Annotated in this window: 20 protein-coding genes; 9 read left to right on the plus strand and 11 right to left on the minus strand. The window is 70.4% G+C overall.

Translation table 11 applies throughout. The annotated features are described in order from the left end of the window. Positions 1-42: 42 nt before the first annotated feature. Both purL and V6S02_RS11760 read right to left on the minus strand, forming a co-directional pair. Entirely contained in the window at positions 43-2,373 is a 2,331-nt protein-coding gene (gene purL / locus V6S02_RS11755) for a phosphoribosylformylglycinamidine synthase subunit PurL (protein WP_336401006.1), read from the minus strand. Positions 2,374-2,450: 77 nt separating this feature from the next. Beyond that, positions 2,451-3,065: an Atu4866 domain-containing protein gene (locus V6S02_RS11760; RefSeq protein ID WP_336401007.1), complete on the minus strand. Its 615-nt coding sequence runs from the start codon at positions 3,063-3,065 to the stop codon at positions 2,451-2,453. A gap of 124 nt (positions 3,066-3,189) precedes the next feature. Here V6S02_RS11760 and V6S02_RS11765 point away from each other — a divergent pair, with 124 nt between their 5' ends. The 8 genes from V6S02_RS11765 (at position 3,190) to V6S02_RS11800 (ending at position 10,986) form a co-directional block, all read left to right on the plus strand. Continuing rightward, positions 3,190-4,098: a DUF808 domain-containing protein gene (locus tag V6S02_RS11765; RefSeq protein WP_336401008.1), complete on the plus strand. Its 909-nt coding sequence runs from the start codon at positions 3,190-3,192 to the stop codon at positions 4,096-4,098. A 90-nt stretch (positions 4,099-4,188) separates the two neighbouring features. Further along, on the plus strand, positions 4,189-4,866 hold the full coding sequence (locus V6S02_RS11770; RefSeq protein ID WP_336401009.1) for a response regulator transcription factor: 678 nt from the start codon (positions 4,189-4,191) through the stop codon (positions 4,864-4,866). 16 nt (positions 4,867-4,882) lie between these two features. Further along, positions 4,883-6,163: a sensor histidine kinase gene (locus tag V6S02_RS11775; RefSeq protein ID WP_336401010.1), complete on the plus strand. Its 1,281-nt coding sequence runs from the start codon at positions 4,883-4,885 to the stop codon at positions 6,161-6,163. A 56-nt stretch (positions 6,164-6,219) separates the two neighbouring features. Next, the gene (locus V6S02_RS11780; RefSeq protein WP_240638707.1) at positions 6,220-6,936 is read left to right on the plus strand and encodes a hypothetical protein; all 717 of its coding nucleotides are present in this window, start codon (positions 6,220-6,222) and stop codon (positions 6,934-6,936) included. A gap of 175 nt (positions 6,937-7,111) precedes the next feature. Then, on the plus strand, positions 7,112-7,486 hold the full coding sequence (locus V6S02_RS11785) for an ArsR/SmtB family transcription factor (protein WP_124292060.1): 375 nt from the start codon (positions 7,112-7,114) through the stop codon (positions 7,484-7,486). 1 nt (position 7,487) lies between these two features. Continuing rightward, positions 7,488-8,468, plus strand: a complete 981-nt coding sequence (locus V6S02_RS11790; protein ID WP_124292061.1) for an SRPBCC family protein — start codon at positions 7,488-7,490, stop codon at positions 8,466-8,468. A 70-nt stretch (positions 8,469-8,538) separates the two neighbouring features. After that, positions 8,539-9,441, plus strand: coding sequence for a TerC family protein (locus V6S02_RS11795; RefSeq protein ID WP_336401011.1), 903 nt, complete (start codon positions 8,539-8,541; stop codon positions 9,439-9,441). Between the two features lie 147 nt (positions 9,442-9,588). After that, positions 9,589-10,986 carry an FAD-binding oxidoreductase gene (locus V6S02_RS11800; RefSeq protein ID WP_124292063.1) on the plus strand — a complete coding sequence of 466 codons (1,398 nt, stop codon included), beginning with the start codon at positions 9,589-9,591 and terminating at the stop codon, positions 10,984-10,986. Between the two features lie 18 nt (positions 10,987-11,004). Here the strand turns inward: V6S02_RS11800 and V6S02_RS11805 are convergent, their stop codons facing one another. From V6S02_RS11805 to V6S02_RS11815, 3 genes are all read right to left on the minus strand, one after another. After that, a complete protein-coding gene (locus tag V6S02_RS11805) occupies positions 11,005-11,637 on the minus strand; it encodes a MarC family protein (RefSeq protein ID WP_336401012.1) in 633 nt (210 codons plus the stop codon). Positions 11,638-11,705: 68 nt separating this feature from the next. Next, positions 11,706-12,722: a magnesium and cobalt transport protein CorA gene (locus tag V6S02_RS11810; RefSeq protein ID WP_124292065.1), complete on the minus strand. Its 1,017-nt coding sequence runs from the start codon at positions 12,720-12,722 to the stop codon at positions 11,706-11,708. 228 nt (positions 12,723-12,950) lie between these two features. Further along, complete coding sequence (locus V6S02_RS11815) at positions 12,951-13,454, minus strand: DUF6611 family protein (RefSeq protein WP_124292066.1); 504 nt, start codon at positions 13,452-13,454, stop codon at positions 12,951-12,953. A gap of 112 nt (positions 13,455-13,566) precedes the next feature. Here V6S02_RS11815 and V6S02_RS11820 point away from each other — a divergent pair, with 112 nt between their 5' ends. After that, positions 13,567-14,550: a DUF389 domain-containing protein gene (locus V6S02_RS11820; RefSeq protein WP_124292067.1), complete on the plus strand. Its 984-nt coding sequence runs from the start codon at positions 13,567-13,569 to the stop codon at positions 14,548-14,550. On the opposite strand, the gene V6S02_RS11825 is transcribed toward V6S02_RS11820, so the two are convergent. From V6S02_RS11825 to kdpF, 6 genes are all read right to left on the minus strand, one after another. Then, positions 14,523-15,203 carry a response regulator gene (locus V6S02_RS11825; RefSeq protein ID WP_124292068.1) on the minus strand — a complete coding sequence of 227 codons (681 nt, stop codon included), beginning with the start codon at positions 15,201-15,203 and terminating at the stop codon, positions 14,523-14,525. The two genes, V6S02_RS11820 and V6S02_RS11825, sit on opposite strands and share 28 nt — an antisense overlap. After that, a complete protein-coding gene (locus tag V6S02_RS11830) occupies positions 15,200-17,731 on the minus strand; it encodes a DUF4118 domain-containing protein (RefSeq protein ID WP_336401013.1) in 2,532 nt (843 codons plus the stop codon). The genes V6S02_RS11825 and V6S02_RS11830 overlap by 4 nt, the downstream gene beginning before the upstream one ends. 75 nt (positions 17,732-17,806) lie before the next feature. Beyond that, on the minus strand, positions 17,807-18,421 hold the full coding sequence (gene kdpC / locus V6S02_RS11835) for a potassium-transporting ATPase subunit KdpC (protein WP_336401014.1): 615 nt from the start codon (positions 18,419-18,421) through the stop codon (positions 17,807-17,809). Between the two features lie 37 nt (positions 18,422-18,458). Further along, complete coding sequence (gene kdpB / locus V6S02_RS11840) at positions 18,459-20,654, minus strand: potassium-transporting ATPase subunit KdpB (RefSeq protein ID WP_336401015.1); 2,196 nt, start codon at positions 20,652-20,654, stop codon at positions 18,459-18,461. Between the two features lie 2 nt (positions 20,655-20,656). Then, the gene (gene kdpA / locus V6S02_RS11845) at positions 20,657-22,339 is read right to left on the minus strand and encodes a potassium-transporting ATPase subunit KdpA (protein WP_336401016.1); all 1,683 of its coding nucleotides are present in this window, start codon (positions 22,337-22,339) and stop codon (positions 20,657-20,659) included. After that, positions 22,339-22,428, minus strand: coding sequence for a K(+)-transporting ATPase subunit F (gene kdpF, locus V6S02_RS11850; RefSeq protein ID WP_336401017.1), 90 nt, complete (start codon positions 22,426-22,428; stop codon positions 22,339-22,341). Before kdpF ends, kdpA begins: the two co-directional genes overlap by 1 nt. Positions 22,429-22,619 lie beyond the last annotated feature (191 nt).

Raw genomic sequence — 22,619 nt, forward strand, 5'->3', positions numbered from 1 at the left:
CCGGGGGCGATCTGCTCCCGGCTCTTCGACGTTCGCGGCGCGTTACCCCGCGACGGGCTCCGTGATCGTGGGTCCGAAGGCGTCGGGGAGGGTCGCGCGCGAGATCATCCCGAGCTCGGGCACCGGCACCGAGAACAGCCCCTGCACCTGCAGCTCGGCGTCACCGTCGGCGGGCGCGTCGGTCACACCGATGCGCAGCACCGGATAACCGCGGCCCTCGCAGAGCCCGCGGAACTTCACATCGTCCTCGCGGGGCACCGACACCAGCACGCGCCCGGTCGACTCCGAGAAGAGAGCGGATGCCGCGTCGACACTGTCGCGCTCCATGATCTCCGTCAGCCACACCCGCGCTCCGACACCGAATCGCAACACGGAATCGGCAAGAGCCTGCGCGAGCCCGCCGGTGGACAGGTCGTGGGCGCTGGAGACCAGTGCCTGCTGCGAAGCGGCGTGCAGCAGTTCGGCCAGGCGCTTCTCCTGCGCGAGGTCGACCGCCGGCGGGCGCCCGCCGAGGTGGCCGTGCACGGTGTCGGCCCACGCTGATCCGCTGAGCTCGGTCGAGGTGACACCGAGGAGGTAGATGTTCTCGCCGGCGTCCTGCCAGCCCGACGGGATGCGGCGGGCGACATCGTCGATGATGCCGAGCACGCCGACCACAGGGGTGGGATGGATCGGCTGGTCGCCGGTCTGGTTGTAGAACGACACGTTGCCGCCCGTGACCGGAACACCGAGTTCGAGGCATCCGTCGGCCAGTCCCTCGACCGCGCGGGAGAACTGCCACATGACCTCGGGGTTCTCGGGGCTGCCGAAGTTCAGGCAGTCGGTGACGGCGGTCGGCTCGGCCCCGGTGACGGCGACGTTGCGATAGGCCTCGGCGAGGGCGAGCTTGGCGCCCTCGTAGGGGTCGAGCTGGCAGTAACGACCGTTGCAGTCCGTCGCGATGGCGAACCCGAGACCCGACTGCTCGTCGACGCGGATCATGCCCGCATCGTCGGGGAACGACAGTGCGGTGTTGCCCATGACGTAGTAGTCGTACTGGTTGGTCACCCACGACGGGTCGGCGAGGTTGGGGCTGCCGACGAGGGCGAGGAACTGCTCGCGCAGGCTCGCCGGGTCGTTCTGGCGGGGGAGGGCCGCGGCCGAGTCATCCCGCAGCGCGTCGATCCACGTCGGGTAGGCGACGGGGCGCTCGTACACCGGCCCATCGACGGCGACCGTGGAGGGATCGACGTTCACGATCTCCTCGCCGTGCCAGAAGATCTGCAGCCGGCCGTCGCCGGTGACCTCGCCGAGGACGCTCGTCTCGACATCCCACTTCGTGGTGACCGCGAGGAAGGCGTCGAGCTTCTCGGGGGCGACGATCGCCATCATCCGCTCCTGGCTCTCGCTCATGAGGATCTCTTCGGGCGTGAGCGTGGGATCGCGCAGCAGCACCTTCTCGAGGTCGACCCGCATGCCCGACCCGCCGTTGGCGGCGAGCTCGCTCGTCGCGCACGAGATGCCGGCGGCCCCGAGGTCTTGGATCGCCTCGACGAGCTCGCCGCGGTAGAGCTCGAGGCAGCATTCGATGAGCACCTTCTCGGCGAACGGGTCGCCGACCTGCACCGCCGGGCGCTTCGTCGGGCCGGTGGCGTCGAACGAGTCGGAGGCGAGGATGGATGCTCCGCCGATGCCGTCGCCGCCGGTGCGGGCGCCGAACAGCACGACCTTGTTGCCCGCGCCGCTGGCGTTGGCGAGCTTCAAATCCTCGTGGCGGAGGACGCCGACGGCGAGGGCGTTGACGAGGGGGTTGCCCTGGTAGACGCGGTCGAAGACGGTCTCGCCGCCGATGTTCGGCAGTCCCAGGCAGTTGGCGTAGAAGGAGATGCCGCTGACCACGCCGTGAACGACGCGGGCGGTGTCGGGGTCGTCGATCGCGCCGAAGCGGAGCTGGTCCATGACGGCAACGGGGCGCGCCCCCATCGAGATGATGTCGCGGACGATGCCGCCGACACCGGTCGCGGCGCCCTGGAAGGGCTCGATGTAGCTCGGGTGGTTGTGAGACTCGACCTTGAAGGTCACCGCCCAGCCCTCGCCGATGTCGACGACGCCGGCGTTCTGCCCCATACCGACCATGAGGCGCTTCTTCATCTCGTCGCTGACCTTCTGGCCGAACTGGCGCAGGTAGATCTTGGACGACTTGTAGGAGCAGTGCTCGCTCCACATCACGGAGTACATCGCCAGCTCGCCGCTCGTGGGTCGGCGGCCGAGGATCTCGCGGATGCGGTCGTACTCGTCGGGCTTCAGGCCCAGTGCGGCGTACGGCTGCTCTCGCTCGGGCGTCGCGACGGCGTTCGAGACGGTGTCTGCCAGGGAAGTGGAGGGGGTGGTCACGCGGCTGAACTCCTGGAGATCGCGGGGCGCCGGACGCGATCAGTCTAGTTGTGCCCCCGACATCCCGTTCGGCGCAATCAGCGCTCCAGCACGAACCCCGCGTGATGCAGCTGATCGCCGTGGAACTGCCCGAAGGCCCAGAATCCCGAGTCGTCGAGGTAGGTGATCCTCGATCCGTCGATCCAGAACTGCCCGGTCCAGGCGTCTCGCCGGCCGCCGCGGGTCTCGCTGTACCTGCCGTCCGCCGTCAGGTACTGGGTCATGTCGCGACGCGTGTCGGTCCACGCCGTGAGGCGCGGATCGCTGGGGTTCAGGTCGGTGCCCGCCGGCCGAAGTGCGTGACCGTCCCGGACGATCACCGAACCGTCGACGACGACCGCGCGAAGTCGCTCCGGGCGGACGACGAGCATGTGCCGGATCTCGTCGGGCCCGACCCGGCCGTCGACGACGGCGAAGGTCGCAGGGTTCCCCGGGACGAGATCGAACGCAGCGGAGGCGGGTGGATCCGGCGCGGCGAACACGGTGTCGACGAAGAGCGGCACCACCGAGGCGCCGCGGCCGTCGATGACTGTCCTCGCAGATCCGGGGTCCGTATCGGCGACGATCGTCGAGCCTCGGACCGAAAGGTCGCCGACGGCGGTCTCGGCGGGTGTCCGGTGAAGGGTGGCACCCGAGACGGTGAGGCCGACCATCGCTACCACTCCCTGCGCTCAACTGCCATAAGCGGGATGCTACGGGGCGCGAGCGACTAGCGTAGGGGCCTGGCGTCTTGGAGCGGTCGTGTTCCGATCGCCGACGCCGTGAGGAGAAGCGCACATGTCGGTAGGCCTGCTCGCCGTCGTCGATGACATCCTCACCGCGGCGCTGAAGGCGAGTGCGAAGACGGCGGGCGTCGTCATCGACGATGCGGCGGTGACCCCCCAGTACGTGCAGGGCATCACCCCCGCGCGGGAACTCCCGGTCGTGTGGAAGATCGCTCTCGGGAGCCTCGTCAACAAGTTCGTCATCATCATCCCGATCGCGCTCCTGCTCACCGCCTTCGCGCCGTGGGTGCTGCCGTTCCTGCTGATCATCGGCGGCGGGTTCCTCTGCTACGAGGGCGCCGAGAAGGTGATGGAGTGGTTCGGCACGCATCACGAGACCGAGGACGACGAGCCGCGGGATGAGAAGAAGCTCGTTTTCGGGGCCATCCGCACCGATCTCATCCTGAGCACCGAGATCATGCTCATCGCCCTGACGAGCCTCGATCCCGATTTCGGACTGGGGATGACGCTGGCCGCGCTCGCGGTCATCGGGCTCGGCATGACGGCGCTCGTGTACGGCGCCGTCGCCCTGCTGGTCAAGATCGACGACGTCGGGCTCCGGTTGATGAAAAGTCCCTCGCGCCGCGTCCGTCGCACCGGTGCGCGTGTCGTCGCCTCGATGCCCGCGGTGTTCCGCGTGATCAGCGTGGTCGGGACGGTCGCGATGCTCTGGGTCGGTGGTCACCTCGTCATCACCAACCTCGCCGAGACGGTGTGGCACGGACCCTACGACCTCCTCCACGCGATCACGCATCTGGTGGAGGCTGCAGGACCGGTCGTGGTCTGGATCGTCGACACCGCGGTCTCCGCGGTCTTCGGTCTCATCGCCGGACTTCTCATCGTCGGTGTGGTGATGGGTGTCCGTCGCCTCCTCCCCTCGTCGCGCAGGGCGAGCGCCCACCACGCGGCCCCGTCGGACTGATCCGGCGGCTCTCTCGGAGCCCACGGTGATCTGTCGTCGCTCCGGCCCGCTTCAGCCGTGCTTCAGCACGTGTCGGACAGACTGTCTCCGATGCGCGTTCTTGTAGTCGATGACGAGGTGCGGCTGGCCGACGGAGTGCGCCGCGGCTTGGAAGCCGAAGGCTTCGCCGTCGACGTCGCGCACAACGGAATCGACGGGCTGTGGCGGGCGCGCAACGCGCGCTACGACGCGATCGTGCTCGACCTGATGATGCCCGGGATGAGTGGCTGGAAGGTGTGCGAAGCGCTGCGCGCCGAGGAGAACTGGACTCCCGTGCTCATGCTGACCGCGAAGGACGGCGAATGGGACCAGGTGGAGGCCTTCGACACCGGTGCCGATGACTACGTGACGAAGCCGTTCTCGTTCGCCGTGCTGGTGGCGCGCCTTCGCGCACTGATCCGCCGAGGTGGGGTGGAGAGGCCCGTGGTGTGGGAGGCGGGCGATCTGAGGGTCGACCGGGGCGCGCGCCGGGTCTGGCGGGGCGAGACCGCCGTCGAGCTCACCGCGCGGGAGTTCTCGGTGCTGGAGTACCTGATCCGCCACCGCGGCCAGGTGGTGTCGAAGCGCGACCTCATCGCAGGCGTCTGGGACGACGACTTCGACGGCGACCCGAACATCGTCGAGGTGTACGTCGGGCACCTGAGGCGCAAACTCGACCGGCCGTTCGGGCGCGAGACGATCGAGACCGTCCGCGGCGCCGGCTACCGACTGGCGGCGGACGGTGGCTAGGCCGGCCTGGCGCTCGGTGCGCGCCCGGACCACTCTGGCCGCAACACTGGTCGTGGCCGCCGTGCTCATCGCGGGTGCGGTGGGCTTCTTCCAGGTTCTCCGCACGAGCGTCTCGGCTGCGTCGGAGCGCGCTGCCACCATCCGGTCGGAGGAGCTCGCCGATCGAATCGAGGCGGAGGGCTCCGGCGTCGTGACCGGCCTGGACGACGAGATCGTCCAGATCGTCGCTGCCGACGGACGGGTGGTGGCCACCAGCGAGGAGGCCGAAGGCGAGGGCGTTCCTCTCTCGGACGACCCGATCGTCGCACCGATCGACGACGACCCGGTGCTGTTCGTCTCGGAGGATCTGGACGACGATCTCGTGCTGGTGGTGGGCGTGCCGATCGACGACGACACCGAGACACTCGGCACGGTCGCGCTGCTGCTGGCGATCGCGGTGCCGCTGATCCTCGGGTTGGTGGCGGCGACGACGTGGTTCGTGGTGGGCCGGGCCCTCCGCCCGGTTGCGCGGATACAGGCGCAGGTCGCCGGCATCACGGCCGACCGTCTCGAGCAGCGCGTGCCCGTCCCGGATTCCGGCGACGAGATCGCCGCGTTGGCGGTGACGATGAACGGCATGCTCGACCGGCTCGACGCGTCCGCTCAGGCGCAGCGCCGATTCATCTCCGACGCCTCCCACGAGCTCCGGTCGCCGCTGTCGACGATCCGCCAGCACGCCGAGCTCGCGCAGACCCATCCCCAGGCGATGTCGATGGCCGAGCTCGCCGCAGTGGTGCACGATGAGGGGCTGCGGATGCAGGGTCTCGTCGATGCACTTCTGCTGCTCGCGCGGCTCGACGAGGCTCCCGCCACGTCCGGGCGGCCCGTCGATCTCGACGACCTCGCCCTCGCAGAGGCGACACGGTTGCGAGCGGCCGGACACCAGGTGGATGCTGCGGGTGTGGGTGCCGCCCGAGTGCAGGGCGATCCCCGACTGCTGGCGCAGCTCGTGCGCAATCTCGCCGACAACGCCGCGCGGCACGCGCGGGGGCGGATCGCGATCTCGGTCGAGCAGCACGGTTCTCACGCGACCCTGACGGTCGAGGACGACGGTGACGGGGTTCCCGTCGCCGATCGCGACCGCGTCTTCGACCGGTTCGTCCGTCTCGACGAGGCGCGCGCACGCGACGACGGCGGGGCGGGCCTCGGTCTCGCGATCGTCCGCGGCATCGCGACGTCGTCGCGCGGCGACGTGACGCTCGATGAGTCGCGCTGGGGCGGCGCCCGCTTCACCGTGACCCTGCCCGCGGCATCCTGAAAAGCGATTCAGGGTCCTTCAGTCTCGCTTCAGCACCCGGCGGGCACTCTGACGGCATGAGCGAATCGACCCGTGACCCCCAGAGCATCCCCACCGAACCCGCCCTGCCCGCCGACACCGCCGCCTCCGCGCCAGCCCCCACTCCAGGCCGGAAGCGCCCGCGCACGCGCACGATGCTGATCGCCGGAGGTGCCGTGCTGGGCGGCCTCCTCCTCGCCGGGGGTGGAATCGCCGCCGGTGCTGCGATCGCCGACGCGGTCGAGGATGATGACGACGACCGTGCCGTCGTCGGTGCGACCTCGAGCGACGACGACCGAGCGGGTGGACCGGCCGGGGCTGAAGCCGCCGCCGCCGACATGGGCACCGACTCCGCGGCGGAGCTCAGTGACCTCATCGCGGCCGCCGCCGCGGTCGCCGAGGGCGACCCGGTCGCGATCGACGCCGAGCGTGACGGCAGCTGGGATGTCGAGTTCCGCACCGGCGCCGGCGACGAGACCGAGGTGCGCGTGAGCCCGGACGGCACGGCGACGGTCATCTCGACCGACACGTCGGATGACGACGACCGCTCACCGCAGGGTGTCCTCGACAGCGCGACCGTCGACGCCCTCGTCTCTGCGGCGCTCGGCGAGACCGAGGGGCGGATCACCGACCTCGAGGTCGATGACGACGCGACCTCTCCCTATGACGTGACCGTCCTCACCGACGACGCCCGCTTCATCGATCTGAACCTCGACGCCGACTTCGCCGTGCTCACGGCCGACGTCGACGACTGACGCGACATCGTCGGACGGAACGGCCCGGGCGGAAGCCCGGGCCGTTCCGCGTTCGGGGACTCGGACGGTCATCGAGATCGAGGGTCTTCGGTCCGGTGTCGGCGAAATCTCGGACGAGAGTCGAAGCCGAGAGCCCTCTTGACGCGCTGAGCAGGTAGGTCTAACGTACAACCAAATGGTTGTACAAACGGAGCTCAGTGATGACGACATCGACCGCGTGTTCCACGCGCTCGCCGCGGCGACGCGTCGCGACATCCTGCGCCGCGCGATCGAGGCCGAGCACTCGGTGTCGGATCTGGCCCGTGAGTACGACATGTCGTTCGCCGCAGTGCAGAAGCACGTCGCGGTGCTCGAAGCGGCCGGCCTCATCGTCAAGCGCGCCGAGGGCCGGGAGCGGCTGGTCCGGGCGGACCCGGCCATGATCGCCCGTGCCCGCGCGCTGCTGGCCGCCTATGAGGCGCTGTGGCGTTCGCGCATCTCGCGCCTCGACCAGCTCCTCGCCGAAGATCCGCCGACACCGGCATCCGCAGCATCCAACGAAGGAGAATGACATGCCCGTCACCGACGTGACCACCGACGCCGAAGCGCTCACCATGACGCTCGAGGCCGAGTTCGACGCCCCCGTCGAGCGACTCTGGCGCGCGTTCACCGACCCGCAGCAGCTCGAGCGCTTCTGGGGTCCTCCGGGGTGGCCGGCGCGTTTTCCGAAGTTCGACTTCACCGTCGGCGGGCACGCGCGCTACGTCATGACCAGCCCGCAGGGCGAGCAGTCGTGGGGTTCGTGGGAGTTCCTCTCCATCGACCCCCCGCGGGGCTTCACCGTGCTCGACGCCTTCGCCAATGAAGAGGGCGCGCCGCTGGAAGGGATGCCGGTCATGCGCGTCGTCTTCGCCTTCGAGTCGACCGCCACCGGATCGCGCCTGGTCAACACGACCTACTTCGCGTCGTCCGAGGCCCTCGAGCAGGTCGTGGCGTTCGGCGCGGTCGAGGGCTCGACGCTCGCGATCAACCAGCTCGACCTCGTGCTGCACGACCTCCGCGAATACGCCGCGGGGCGCGGCACCGAGCTCGAGATCCTCGACGACCAGCACGTGCGCATCACCCGCGTCATCCGCGGCCCGCGCGAGCTGGTCTGGAAGGCCCACCACGACTCCGACCTGCTGAAGAAGTGGATGCTCGGACCCGACGGCTGGACGATGCCCGTGGCCGAACAGGCCGAAGCCGTCGGCGACACGTTCCGAAACGTCTGGGTGCCCGGCCCGGGCGTGGAGGGAGAAGAGTTCGGTTTCGAAGGCGAGTTGCTCCTCAGCGACCCGCCGCGCCGTGAGGTGTCGACCGAGCGGATGATCGGGATGGACGGACCGGGCACGATCAACGATCTCTCGTTCTACGAGGAGGACGGGGTGACGCTCCTGACGCTGGTCATCGAGTATCCCGACAAGGAGACGCGTGACATGATCCTCGCCACCGGCATGGTCGACGGCATGGAGGCCAGCTACGCGCGCCTCGAGGGCGTGCTCGCGACCGTCTGAGCGGCGTCATCCGATCGGTGGAGAGATCGTAGGGGGGTGGCCGGTTCGGTCACCCCCCTACGATGTGACCGTGGACTTCAGCTTCGCTTTCACGCCCGATCTCATCGCGGTGTTCCTCACGCTGTTCGTGCTGGAGATCGTCCTCGGCGTCGACAACGTCATCTTCATCTCGATCCTCGCCTCCAAGCTTCCTAAGGAGCAGCAGGCGCGGGCGCGGAACCTGGGCCTGACGCTGGCGATGCTGATGCGCGTCATCCTGGTGTTCTTCGCCGGATGGCTGATCACCCTCACCGAGGAGGTCTTCGCCGTCGGCGATCTGAGCTTCTCGTGGAAGGACATCATCCTCATCGTGGGCGGCCTGTTCCTGCTCTACAAGGCCGTCACCGAGATCCACCACAAGCTCGAGGGCGCCGAGGACGAGCACGGCGCGTCCGGCTCGAAGGCGATCTCGTTCGGCGCGGTGATCGGCCAGATCCTCGTGCTCGACCTGGTCTTCTCGCTCGACTCGGTCATCACCGCCGTCGGGATGACGACGAACCTCGTGGTGATCGTCACGGTCGTCGTGCTGTCGTTCGGCATCATGCTCTTCGCCGCGCGGTTCATCTTCGAGTTCGTCAACAAGCACCCCACGGTGAAGATGCTGGCCCTGTCGTTCCTGCTCCTCATCGGCGTGTTCCTCATCGCCGAGGGCTTCGGGTTCTACATCGACAAGGCCTTCATCTACGGGCCGATGGCGTTCGCGATCTTCGTCGAGGCGCTGAACCTCACCTACGCCGCGCGCCGGGCGAAGCGCGAGAAGAAGCCCGAGCGTCCGGTGAAGCTCCGCCCCCGCTACCGCGACGTCGACGAATCGGTCGCCGTCGCCGCGGCGCTGTCGCGGTCGAAAGACCCGTCGGCGGGCGCCGTCGGCCTCTCGCGCAAGCCCGTCGCCGGCGAGGGTGCGGTCGACGCCGAGCGCGCCGGCCTGGGGTGACGCCGAGGCACGCCTGACCCGAGAACCACGTATCAGGATCACCTCGAGACTCCTCTGCTCTGGGGTGGCGGCCGCAACGGCGCGCCATCAGACTCAGCAACGACGACCACGGCCGTCTACCCGACGCCCAGAACGAGGAAGTTCGCCATGACCCTGTCAGACACCACGATCGATCCCACCGCCCGACCGGGCACCGACGCGCGGGCGGAGCGCCTCCGCTCCGCACTCGGCAGCCGCGTCGTGCTGCCCGGCGACGCGGAGTGGGATCTCGCCCGGATGCCCTGGAACCTCGCGGTCGACCAGCGTCCCGTCGCCGTCGCCCGACCCGAAACGGCCGAGGACGTCGTGGAGATCGTGCGTGCCGCGACCGCGGCCGGGTTGAAGATCGCCCCGCAGTCCACCGGACACGCCGCCGGTGCCCTGGCCGACACCGGCCTCGCCGACACCGTCATCGTCAGCCTGGCGCGCCTTCGAGGCGTCACGGTCGACCCCGTCGCCCGCACGGCCCGCGTGCTGGGCGGATCGCACTGGAACGACGTGCTGGAAGCGACGGCGCCCCACGGCCTGACCGCGCCCCACGGGAGTGCCGGAGACGTCAGCGTCGCCGGTTACAGCCTCAGTGGGGGCCTGTCGTTCTACGCGCGGACACACGGTCTCGCCGTGAACTTCGTCCGCGCCGTTCAGGTGGTCACGGCCGACGGCGCCCTCGTCCGTGCGAGCGCCGACGAGAACCCCGACCTGTTCTGGGCGATCCGCGGCGGCTCCGGTGCCTTCGGGGTCGTGGTCTCGCTCGAGATCGACCTGCTTCCCTACGCGGATGTGTTCGCCGGCATGCTGCTGTGGGATGCCGCGCGGGCGTCCGAAGTCGCGCACGCCTGGGCGGCGTGGACCGCGACGGCTCCCGAGAGCGCGACGACGACCCTGCGCATCCTGAACCTCCCGCCCCTGCCCGAGCTCCCGCCCTTCCTCTCCGGCCGGTCGGTGGTCGTCGTCGACGGCGCGGTGCTCGAGACGGATGACGCGGCTGCGGCCGTCCTCGCGCCGCTGCGCGGCCTCGCGCCCGAGATCGACACCTTCGCCCGCATCCCTGCGGCCGGGCTGGTGGCCGTCCACATGGATCCGCCGCAGCCGACTCCCGCAGTGACGCAGCACGCGGTCCTCGACGAGCTTCCGGATGACGCCGTGGCGGCGTTCCTTCACGCCGGCGCGAATCGTGACCTCTTCATGACCGAGCTGCGCCACATCGGCGGAGCCGTGGCGCGGCCGGCGGCCCACGGCGGTGCGGTCTCGGCCCTGCGCGGGCAGTACCTGTGTCACACCGTCGCGATGATCCCGGTGCCCGAAGCCGCGGCCGGTGCCACCGCCACGGCTCGCGCGGCGGTGGCGCTGTTCGCGCCGTGGCACATCGACGCCCTCGCCCTGACGTTCGTGGACGGCGGAGCCGATCGCCGCGTCGGGTACGGCGAGGCGACCGGTCGGCTCGGTGAGCTCAAGCGCCGGTTCGATCCCGGCGCGGTGTTCTCGGCCGCCCAGCCGGTGGGCTGACCTCGGGCACCGCGGCGGTCACGACCCCGTCGAGGTCAAGCCGGGGAGCGCCTCGCCGAGCGAGGTCACGATCGACTGCACCGCGATCGCGAGGAGGAGCAGTCCGAAGATCCTGGTGAGCACGTTCATGCCGGCGGGGCCGAGGAGCTTCGCGACGAACGGACCGAAGTACAGTACGGCCGAGCAGATGAGCCCGACCACGATCACGATGCCGAGCCCCGCGACGTAGTCGATCACCGAGGTGTACGAGTGCGCGAAGGTGATGGCGAGGGCGATCGCCCCCGGCCCGGCGATGACCGGGATGGCCAGCGGCACGACGACCGGCGACCCGGCGGGATCGTTGGTGGCGACCGGACTCGGCCGGGCGAGGAGCATCGCCCATCCGATCGCGGCGACGAGCAGGTTGCCGGCGATCTTGAACGCGGTGATGTCGATGCCGAAGATCTGCAGCACCCACGTGCCGGCCAGGAGCGACACGGCGAGGATCACGATGACCGCGAGCCCGACGAGAAGCCCGATCCGGCGCTGCTGCGCCGGCGTGCGGCCGTCGGTCACCTGCAGGAAGACCGGCAGCGTGCCGATCGGGTTGCAGATGGTGAAGAGCGCCACGGCGCTCGTGATCAGGGTGGGGGCGGCGATCGCGGTGTCCATGCGGCTCCGGGTGAGGACGGGGGCGCCCTCATCCTAGGACGAGCGAGACCTGCCGACGTGTCCCGCCGTCACAGCCAGCGCTTGTGCTTGAACACCCCGTAGAGACCCGCGGCGACCCCGACCATCAGCACGAGCGAGAACGGATAGCCCCACTCCCACGACAGCTCGGGCATGTTCTCGAAGTTCATGCCGTAGACGGTGCCGACGAGGGTGGGGGCGAAGATGATCGCCGCCCAGCCGGAGATCTTCTTCAGCTCTTCGTTCTGTGCGAGGTTGAACTCCGTCATCCGCCGCATCTCGTCGTTCTGCCGCTGCGCGACGAGGGTCGACTCGACGGTGAGGGCGTTCTCGAGGATGGTGCGGAACGCCGCCGACCGTTCCACGACCCGCAGCGCGTGGTCGAGCACATCACGCAGGTTGCGCTGGAGCTCGACCTCGACCCGGTACTTGTCCGAGCCGCGCAGCAGCGCCTCGAGCATGCCGACGAGCGGGCGCGATGCCCGCTGGAAGTCGATGACCTCGCGGGAGAGCTCGTAGATGCGGCGCGACACGCTGCTCTCTTCGTCGAAGAGCTGATCCTCGATCTCGTCGATGTCGTTCTCGAGCCCGGCGATGACCGGCTCGTACTCGTCGACCACCTCGTCGAGGATGGCGTACAGCACGGCCTCGGGTCCCATCGAGAGCAGCTCGGGGGCGTCTTCGAGTCGCCGCCGCACGCGGCCGAGGTTCGGCGACTCGGCGTGGCGGATCGTCACGACGAAGTCGGGACCGACGAACAGGTGCAGCTCGCCGAATTCGACCCGCTCCTCCGCATCGAGGTAACGTGCGGGCCGCAGCACGACGAAGAGGGTGTCGCCGTAGCGCTCGAGCTTCGAGCGCTGGTGTCCGCTGAGGGCGTCTTCGACGGCGAGCGGATGCAACGAGAACTCCTCGGCGACCTGTCGGACTTCCTCCTCGCTCGGTCGGTAGAGCCCGATCCAAGCCATCGCGCCACGCGCGCGCATGACCTCGAAGGTCTCGTCGAGGTCGGTGGGGTCTTCGGTGCGGACGCCGTTGACGTACACGCCGTTGTCGATCAGCGCCATCATCTCTTCTCCGGTCGGTTCATGCCGCGCGAGCGGCGAACAGCAAAGGGCGGATGCCGCGCCACCGCGCTGCTGCAGAATCGATCCAGGCGAGCGGGCCGAACCAGCCCGAGAGCGGGTCAGCGAACCGGGAAGCCCGACACCGGCAGCAGGACGGTGACGCGCGGACTATGACCAGCCATCACGCACCACCTCCTCTCGGGTCGGGACCGCACTCACGATAGTCGATCACGACGTCACCCGGGGAGCGAACCGGTCCCATGCACCTGCCCACGTCGCCTCGAAATCGCCCCGCGAGCGGCGTCCCGCCCGCCAGGACTCCTCCGCGTAGGACAGGGCGCGGGCCACGCGGTTCAGTTCGCGTCGGCGCAGGTCGGAGTCCTCGCATCCGATCGCGCAGGTCACCCACTCCTCGCGGATGCGGCCGAGGAACGGCCCCATCCCCACCCAGAGGGCGATGGCGGGCGCCAGCCACACCACCGCCGCGAGGACCACCGTCGCGGCCGTACCCAGGATGTCGGACAGGAGCAGGCCCGCCGCGACCCCCACGATCAGTCCGACGAAAGGCCAGAGCCGCATCAGCACCCACAGGCGCCGTTCGAGGTCGGTGGTATCAGGGGGGAGGATCACCAGGCGCACGCGCATCTCGCCGTAGCGGGCGATCGTCGTTTCGAGAAACCCCCAGCTGCCGCGCAGCGGGCGCGATCCGGGAGCGGTGGGGAGGGGACGCATGAATCGATCCTCGTCACCGTCCGACCACGGGTATCCGGTCCCGACGGATCACCTACGCCACGCGACGTGATCCTCACGACTTCCTGACGCCCATGCCGGGCAGGATGGCACCATGCTCACCATCCGAGTCACCGCGCCTTCGGCGCTCGCCCGCGAGCTCGCGCCGCAGCTGCGGGCGCAGCCCACCGTGATCGATCTCGCCGTGGTCCCGGGCGCCGCCGCCGCAGGCAACGGTGACCTGCTGATCTTCGACGTCGCACGTGAGGACGTCAACAACATCGTCCGGCTGCTCCGGCACGCCGGCGTGCCCGAGCGGGGCGCGATCGTCGTCAGCGAGCCACTGGCGGTGGTGTCGGATGCCGCGCACGCGGCTGAACGCGCCGCTCCGGGTCATCCCGCGGACGGCGTGCTGTGGGCTCAGCTGGCCAGCCGCTCCACCGAGGACGCCCGGCCGTCGTGGAGCTTCTTCGCCTTCCTGCTGCTGGCGACGCTGATCGCCGGGATCGGGCGACTCCTGGATCAGCCCATCCTCATCATCGGCGCGATGGTGGTGGGTCCGGAGTTCGCCCCCATCGCCGCGATCTGCTACGCCGTGGTGCGCCGCCGGCGGGGGATCATCGGGCCCGCGTCGGTCACGCTGTTCGGCGGCTTCGCGGTGTGCGCACTGATCGCATGGGGGGTATGGGCGCTCCTCTACGTTTTCGGCGTCTTCACCTACGAGCAGGCCACGACCGGCGACGCGACGCAGTTCATCGTCAGCCCCGACGCCTGGTCGTTCGTGATCGCCGTGCTGGCGGGCATCGCGGGGGTGCTCTCGCTGACGACGTCGAAGTCGTCCGCGCTGGTCGGCGTGTTCATCTCCATCACCACCGTGCCGGCGGTGGGCACGATCGGGCTGACCCTCGCGGTCGGCGCCTGGGCCGAGGCCGGCGCGGCGCTGGTGCAGCTCGCGCTGAATCTCGCCGGACTCCTCCTGGCGGGAACGGTGACGCTCTTCGTGCAGCTGCACGCCGGGCGGGCCATCTCGCGCCGTGTCGAGTCGCGCCGAGTGGCTCGAGCCGCGGCCGATCAGGCGGGGTCGACGACGAGCCGGTAGCCCATGCCCGATTCGGTGAGCAGGTGCACCGGATGCGACGGGTCGGGCTCGAGCTTGCGGCGCAGCTGCGACATGTACAGCCGGAGGTACCCCGAGTCCTGCACGTTCTCGCTGGCCCAGATCTCCTTCAGCAGGGTCTGGCGGGTGACGAGGGCGCCGGGGTTTCGGGCGAGGAACTCGAGCATCCGCCACTCGGTCGGGGTGAGGTGCACGCGGGCACCGGACCGGGTGACGGCCCGCGCCGAGAGGTCGACCGTGACGTCGCCGAAGACCACCATCGGTTCGGATGCCGCCCCGCCGCGTCGGCGCGAGAGCGCCCGCAGCCGCGCGAGCAGCTCGTCGATCTGGAAGGGCTTGGTGACGTAGTCGTCGGCGCCCGCGTCGAGCGCGTCGACCTTGTCGGCCGAGCCGGTGCGCCCCGACACCACGATGATGGGGGCGCTCGTCCAGCCTCGCAGGGCCTCGATCACCTGCATGCCGTCGAGCCGCGGCATCCCCAGATCCAGCAGGATGATGTCGGGATGCGCCTGGGCGGCCATCGCCACGGCGGCGGCGCCGTCGGGCGCGGCCACCACCTCGTAGCCGTGTGCGGCCAGGGTGATGCGCAGCGCGCGGACGAGCTGCGGGTCGTCGTCGGCGAGGAGGATCTTCACGCGCGCTCGCTTCGGGTCGGGATCGGTGCGGGGGTGTCGGCCAGCGGCAGCGAGATCACCATCGTCAGGCCGCCTCCGGGGGTGTTCTCGGGGGTGAGCGCGCCGCCCATCCCCTCGGTGAATCCCCTCGACAGGGCCAGGCCCAGGCCGAGCCCTGTGGTGTTGTCGACATCTCCGAGTCGCTGGAAGGGCGCGAACATGTCCTCCTGGCGCTCGGCGCTCACACCGGGACCGCGATCGACGATGCGGATCTCGGCGCTCTGTCCGAGACGGCTCGTGGTCACGAGCACCCGGGCCCCGTCGGGGCTGTGCCGCCGGGCATTGGCGAGCACATTGACGAGCACCCGCTGGAGGAGCACCGGGTCGGCGGTGAGCGCGGGAAGGTCGGGGTCGAGCCCGAGCTCGACGTCGTCCGGTCCGAGGTCGAGCTCGTCGAGGGCCGCGAGGACGGCGCCGGCGGCGTCGACGGGCGACAGCGAGACCGCGAGCACGCCGGCCTGCACCCGGCTGACGTCGAGCAGATCGGTCACCAGCTGCGCCAGGGTGGACAGGCTCTCGTCGGCGGTCTCGAGGAGCTCCCGCCGATCGGCGGGGCTGAGCTGATCGCCCGCGGCGCGGAGCCCGCCGATCGCGGCGAGGGCGGCGGCGAGGGGGCGCCGCAGATCGTGGCTGACCGCCGACAGCAGCGCGGAGCGCACCTGGTCGGCCTCGGCGAGGGCGTCGGCCGCGCGCGCCGTCGCGGTGAGGTCGGTGTGCTCCAGGGCGGCGGCGAGCTGCGCGGCGATCGCGTCGAGGAGACGTCGCTCCCGGGCGCCGAGCGTTCCGTGCAGCTCGAGACGGCCCCGGGGTTCGCCGTCGGGCCCGCGGCCGATGTCCATCGTCACGAAGTCGTCGCCGCGCACCGGCTCGCCGTCGGTCGCGATCGTCGTGCCGTCGGCGGTCGCCAGGCGCACCCCGGCCAGGCCGAGGGCCTCTCGGGTGCGGGTGACGAGGGCGGGGATGGCGCTCTCGCCGCGCAGCACGCTGCCGGCGACCGTGGCGAGGAGCTCGGACTCGGCGGCCGCGCGCCGGGCGACGCGCGCGGCGCGGGCCGCCTGATCGACGATGAAGCTGACGAGGATCGCGATCACCACGTAGAGCGCGAGCGCGAGGGCGTGCAGGGGGTCGGAGATGGTGACGTTGTAGAGCGGCTCGACGAAGAGGAAGTCGAGGGTCAATCCCGACAGCACGGCGGCGAACAGCGCGGGCCAGATGCCGCCGATGAGGGCGACGACCACGACGAGCAGCTGGTAGAAGAGCACGTCGGAGGTGATCGACTCCTCGCTGCGGAAGGTCGAGAGCACGACCGACAGCAGCGGTCCGCCGACGAGCGCGGTGACGAAACCGAGCACGCGGCGTTTGATGCTGAGAGCTCCGCCACGCACCCGGGGGAGGGCGAAGCGCCCGCCGGCGGCGGCGTGCGTGACGATGTGCACGTCGATGTCGCCCGACTCGCGGATGACGGTCGCGCCGATGCCCGGGCCGGTGAGCGCGGCGGCGAGCCGGCCGCGACGGCTCACCCCGATCACGAGCTGCGAGGCGTTGACCGACCGGGCGAACTCGACCAGCGCGCGCGGGATGTCGTCGCCGACGACCTGGTGGTAGGTGCCGCCGAGCGACTCGACGAGGGCGCGCTGCTGGGCGAGCGCGGCCGGGCTCGAGGTGCGCAGCCCGTCCTGGCTGGACACGTGCACGGCGAGCAGCTCGCCGCCGGCCGAGCGGGCGGCGATACGCGCGCCGCGACGCAGGAGGGTCTCGCCTTCGGGCCCACCGGTGAGGGCCACGACCACACGCTCGCGGGCCTGCCAGGTGCCCTCGATGCCGTGCTCGGCGCGGTAGGTCTTCAGAGCGCTGTCGACCTCGTCGGCCAGCCACAGCAGGGCGAGTTCGCGGAGCGCCGTGAGGTTGCCGAGGCGGAAGTAGTTCGACAGGGCCGCGTCGATCCGCTCCGCGGGGTAGACGAGCCCTGACGAGAGCCGGTCGCGCAGCGACTGGGGGGCGAGGTCGACCACCTCGATCTGGTCGGCGCCGCGCACGACGGCGTCGGGCACGGTCTCGCGCTGCGGAATGCCGGTGATCTGTTCCACCACCCCGTTCAGCGACTCGATGTGCTGGACGTTGACGGTGGTGATCACGTCGATCCCCGCGTCGCGGAGGGCCTCGACGTCTTTCCACCGCTTGTCGTGCGGGGATCCGGGCGCGTTGGTGTGGGCCAGCTCGTCGACGAGCGCGATCTCGGGGCGACGGGCCAGCACCCCGTCGAGGTCGAGCTCGGTCAGCTCGACCCCGCGATGCTCCACGATGCGGCGCGGCATGACCTCCAGACCCTCGATCTGGGCGGCCGTCGCGGCACGGCCGTGGGTCTCGACGATCGCGACGACGACGTCGCGCCCCTCTCCCGCCAGGCGCCGGCCCTCTTCGAGCATCTCGTAGGTCTTGCCGACGCCCGGTGCCGCTCCAAGCAGCACGCGCAGCCGCCCGCGCTTCACCGTCTCACCCCGGCGAGGGCGATGCGGTGGGCGCGGGCGGCGGGCATGACGGGTGGTCCTTCTGTCTCTGCGGCGTCAGTCCTGGTTCCGGGCGTCCAGCGCGAGGTTCAGCTCCAGGACGTTGACGCGCGGTTCCCCGAGAATCCCGAGGTCCCTGGACTGGATCATAGACTCCACCAGCTCGCGGACGTCCTGCTCCGGGAGCCCGCGGGCCTCGGCCACACGCGGCACCTGGAGGAGCGCGTAGGCGGGACTGATGTGCGGGTCGAGCCCCGAGGCCGACGCGGTGACCGCGTCGGCGGGGATCTCGTCGGGCGAGACGCCCTCGAGCTCGGCGATCGCGGCCTTGCGCTCCTCGATCGCGGCGATGAGGTCGGCGTTCTCGGGCCCCCAGTTCGACCCGCTCGAGGCGCCGCCGTCGTAGCCGTCGCCGGCCGCCGAGGGGCGGGACTGGAAGTACTCCGGAAGCGCCTCGCCGTCGGCATCCGTCCAGGACTGCCCGATGAGGGCCGAGCCCACGACGGCGCCCGATGCGTCGCGCTGCAGGGAACCGTTCGCCTGCCAGGGGAGGGCCAGCTGGCCGATGCCGGTGATGAGGAGGGTGTAGCCGAGACCGAGGATGACGGTGAAGGCGACCATCGCGCGGACGGCGACGCCGACGCTGCGAAGGGTGGTGCGGGTGGCGGACATGAGGGGGACTCCTTGTTCGGGCCGAGAATGCAGGGGCTCAGAAGCCCGGGATGAGGCTCACGACCAGGTCGATGAGCTTGATGCCGATGAACGGGGCGATGACGCCGCCGAGCCCGTAGATCAGCAGGTTGCGCGTCAGCAGTTGCGAGGCGCTGGCGGGACGGTAGGCGACGCCGCGGAGCGCGAGCGGAATCAGGAAGACGATCACGATCGCGTTGAAGATGATGGCGCTGGTCACCGCCGACGCCGGCGACGACAGGCCCATCACGTTCAGCGCGGCGAGCCCGGGGAAGACCCCCATGAACATGGCCGGGATGATCGCGAAGTACTTCGCGATGTCGTTGGCCAGCGAGAAGGTCGTCAGGGCGCCGCGGGTGATGAGCAGCTGCTTGCCGATGCGCACGATGTCGATGAGCTTCGTCGGGTCGCTGTCGAGGTCGACCATGTTGCCGGCCTCCTTCGCCGCCGACGTCCCCGTGTTCATCGCCACCCCGACGTCGGCCTGTGCGAGCGCCGGAGCGTCGTTGGTGCCGTCGCCTGTCATCGCGACCAGGCGCCCGCCCTCCTGCTCCCGCTGGATCAGGGCGAGCTTGTCTTCCGGCGTCGCCTCGGCGAGGTAGTCGTCCACCCCGGCCTCGGCGGCGATCGCCTTGGCGGTGAGGGGGTTGTCGCCCGTGATCATCACGGTGCGGATCCCCATCGCGCGCAGTTCGTCGAACCGCTCGCGGAGGCCGTCCTTGACGATGTCCTTGAGGTGGATGACGCCGAGGATGCGCCCTCGCGGCTCGCCGGGCTGCGCGGGCTCGACCGGGGCGAACGTCGCGACCACGAGCGGCGTGCCGCCGGACGACGCGATCGCGTCGGTCTCGCTGACGACCTGGGCGCGCACCTGGGTCGACACCGCCGCGCCCTCCGCCTCGAGCCACGCCAGCACCGCCGACCCGGCTCCCTTGCGCACCTGGGTGCCGTCGGGCAGGTCGAGCCCGCTCATGCGGGTCTGCGCGGTGAAGGGCACGGCGACCGCTCCGGCGGGCATCCGGGCGCTGACGCCCTCGGCGGCGGCGAGCTCGACCACCGACGTCCCCTCGGGGGTGGCGTCTGCCAGCGACGACAGCGCCGCGGCCTCGGCCACCTGCCGGGCGTCGACCCCCGGCATCCGCACGAACGCGCTCGCACGACGATTGCCATAGGTGATCGTGCCGGTCTTGTCCAGGAGCAGCGTGGTGACATCGCCCGCGGCCTCGACGGCGCGTCCCGACATGGCCAGGACGTTCCGCTGCACGAGCCGGTCCATCCCCGCGATGCCGATCGCCGACAGCAGCGCACCGATCGTGGTGGGGATGAGGCAGATCAGCAGGGCGATCAGCACCGGGATGCTCGCGGGCGCGGCGGCGTAGTCGGCGATGGGGTTCAGCGTCAGCACGACGATGACGAAGACGATCGACAGGCTCGCGAGGAGGATGTTCAGCGCGATCTCGTTCGGCGTCTTCTGCCGGCTCGCCCCCTCGACGAGGGCGATCATGCGGTCGACGAACGTCTCGCCGGGCTTGGAGGTGATGCGCACGACGATGCGGTCGGACAGCACGCGGGTGCCGCCGGTGACGGCGCTGCGGTCGCCGCCCGATTCGCGCACGACCGGGGCGGACTCGCCGGTGATCGCCGACTCGTCGACGGTGGCGATGCCGTGCACGATGTCGCCGTCGCCGGGGATCAGCTCACCGGCCGAGACCACGACGACATCGCCGAGGGTCAGGTCGGCCGACGAGACCGGCGCGGTCGCCGCGCGCTCGGCGGCCGGGTCGCCGGCGGCGTCGTAGCCCGACACCCGGTTCGCCATCGTGGAGGTGCGGGTCTTCCGCAGGGTCGCCGCCTGCGCCTTGCCGCGTCCCTCGGCGACCGATTCGGCGAGGTTGGCGAAGATCACGGTGAGCCAGAGCCACACCGCGATGCCCCAGGTGAATCCGGCGGGCACGGGGGTGCCGCCCGACTCGCCCGCGCCGCCGAGGAAGGGCTCGGCGATGGCGATCACGGTGGTGAGGGCGGCGCCGACCCACACAAGGAACATGACCGGGTTCCGCCACAGCGCAGCGGGGTTGAGCTTGCGCATCGCCCCCGGGAGGGCCTGGGCGAGCTGGGCCGCGCCGAAGGCGCGCGGGGCGCGCGGCTCTTCGGTCGAGCGGGGGGACGGAGTCGAGACGTCGGGGGTGCCGGACGACGTGGTGAGTGTGGACATGTTCAGACGAGACCTTCCGCCAGGGGACCCAGCGTGAGAACGGGGAAATAGGTGAGGGCGGTGACGACCACCGCGAGGATCGCGAGAAGGCCGACGAACTGCGGCCGGTGCGTCGGCAGGGTGCCCACCGTCGTCGGGACGGGCTTCTGGGCCGCCAGCGATCCGGCGAGGGCCAGCACGAGCACCATCGGCAGGAACCGGCCGAGCAGCATCGCCACACCCAGGGCGGTGTTCAGCCACGGGGTGTTGGCCGTCAGGCCGGCGAAGGCCGATCCGTTGTTGTTCGCCGCCGAGGTGAAGGCGTACAGCACCTCGCTCAGTCCGTGGACGCCGGGGTTCCAGATCGAGGTCGACTCGACGTCCTCGCGGACGCCGGGGAGGGCGAAGCTCAGCGCCGTCCCGGCGAGCACGAGGGTCGGGGTGACGAGGATGTACAGGCTCGCGAGTTTGATCTCGCGCGGCCCGATCTTCTTCCCCAGGTACTCCGGGGTACGGCCGATGAGCAGGCCGCCGACGAACACCGCGATGACGGCGAGCACCAGCATCCCGTACAGTCCCGAGCCCACGCCGCCGGGCGCGATCTCGCCGAGCATCATGTTGATCATCGGGATCATGCCGCCCAGAGCGGTGTACGAGTCGTGCATCGAGTTGACCGCGCCGGTGGAGGTCAGCGTGGTTGCGGCGGCGTAGAACGTCGAGCCGAAGATGCCGTAGCGCACCTCCTTGCCCTCCATCGCACTGCCGGCCAGCTGCGGGGCGGTGCCGAGGGCGAGCGACTCCAGCCAGCTGACCGCCGCGATCGAGACGATCGCGATCGAGGCCATCACGGCGAGGATCGCGTAGCCCTGGCGGTCGTCGCCGACCATGCGGCCGAAGGCCCGCGGCAGGGCCACGGGGATCGCGAGGATCAGGAGGATCTGCAGCACGCTCGTCCACGGGGCGGGGTTCTCGAACGGGTGCGCCGAGTTGGCGTTGAAGAATCCGCCGCCGTTCGTGCCGAGCTGCTTGATGGCCTCCTGCGAAGCGACCGGACCGCCGGGGATCACCTGGGTGCCGCCGGTGGCGGTGGTGATCTCGGTGAAGCCGTTGACGTTCTGCACGACGCCGGCGATGAGCAGGGCGATGGCCGCGAGGATCGACAGCGGCAGGAGCAGACGCCCGACGCCTCGGACGAGATCGACCCAGAAGTTGCCGATCGTGGCGGCGCCCCGCCGGGCGAACCCCCGGACGAGGGCGACCGCGACGGCGATGCCGACGGCCGCCGAGACGAAGTTCTGCACGGCGAGCCCGGCGAACTGCACCGTGTAGCCGAGGGTCAGCTCGGGGGAGTACGACTGCCAGTTCGTGTTGGTCACGAACGAGACCGCGGTGTTGAAGGCCAGCGCCTCGGGCACGGCGGGAAGACCCAGCGAGTAGGGCAGGAACTGCTGCAGCCGCTGGAGGGTGTAGACGAAGAGCACCCCGACGACCGAGAAGATCAGCACGCTCCGCGCGTAGACCTGCCAGCTCTGCTCGGAGCGGGAGTCGACGCCGATGAGGCGGTAGAGCCCCCGCTCCACGCGCAGGTCGCGGTCGGAGGTGAAGAGGTGGGCGATGTAGTCGCCGAGGGGACGGTAGATCAGCACGAGGAGGAGGACGACGGCGGCGACCTGCAGCACACCGGCCCAGACGGAGGAGGCGTCCATCAGAACTTCTCCGGCTTCACCAGGGCGACGACGAGATAGACGACGGCCGCCACGGCGAGGACGGCGGCGATGAGCGAGAGCGCGGTCACAGCCGCTCCACCCCCTTCACGGCGAGGCCGACGAGGGCGAACAGGGCGAGGGTCGCCAGCAGATAGATGAGATCGAGCACGAGATGCGATGCAACACCCCCGGATGCCGGTGCTCCGGCATCCTCACGGAATCCCTACGGCCCCGCGGCTGCTCCTCACGGGTTGCTCACGGTCGCGTTGCGGGTCTCGCG

It is taken from the genome of Microbacterium sp. CCNWLW134 (genome assembly GCF_037083565.1).
GTDB lineage: Bacteria > Actinomycetota > Actinomycetes > Actinomycetales > Microbacteriaceae > Microbacterium.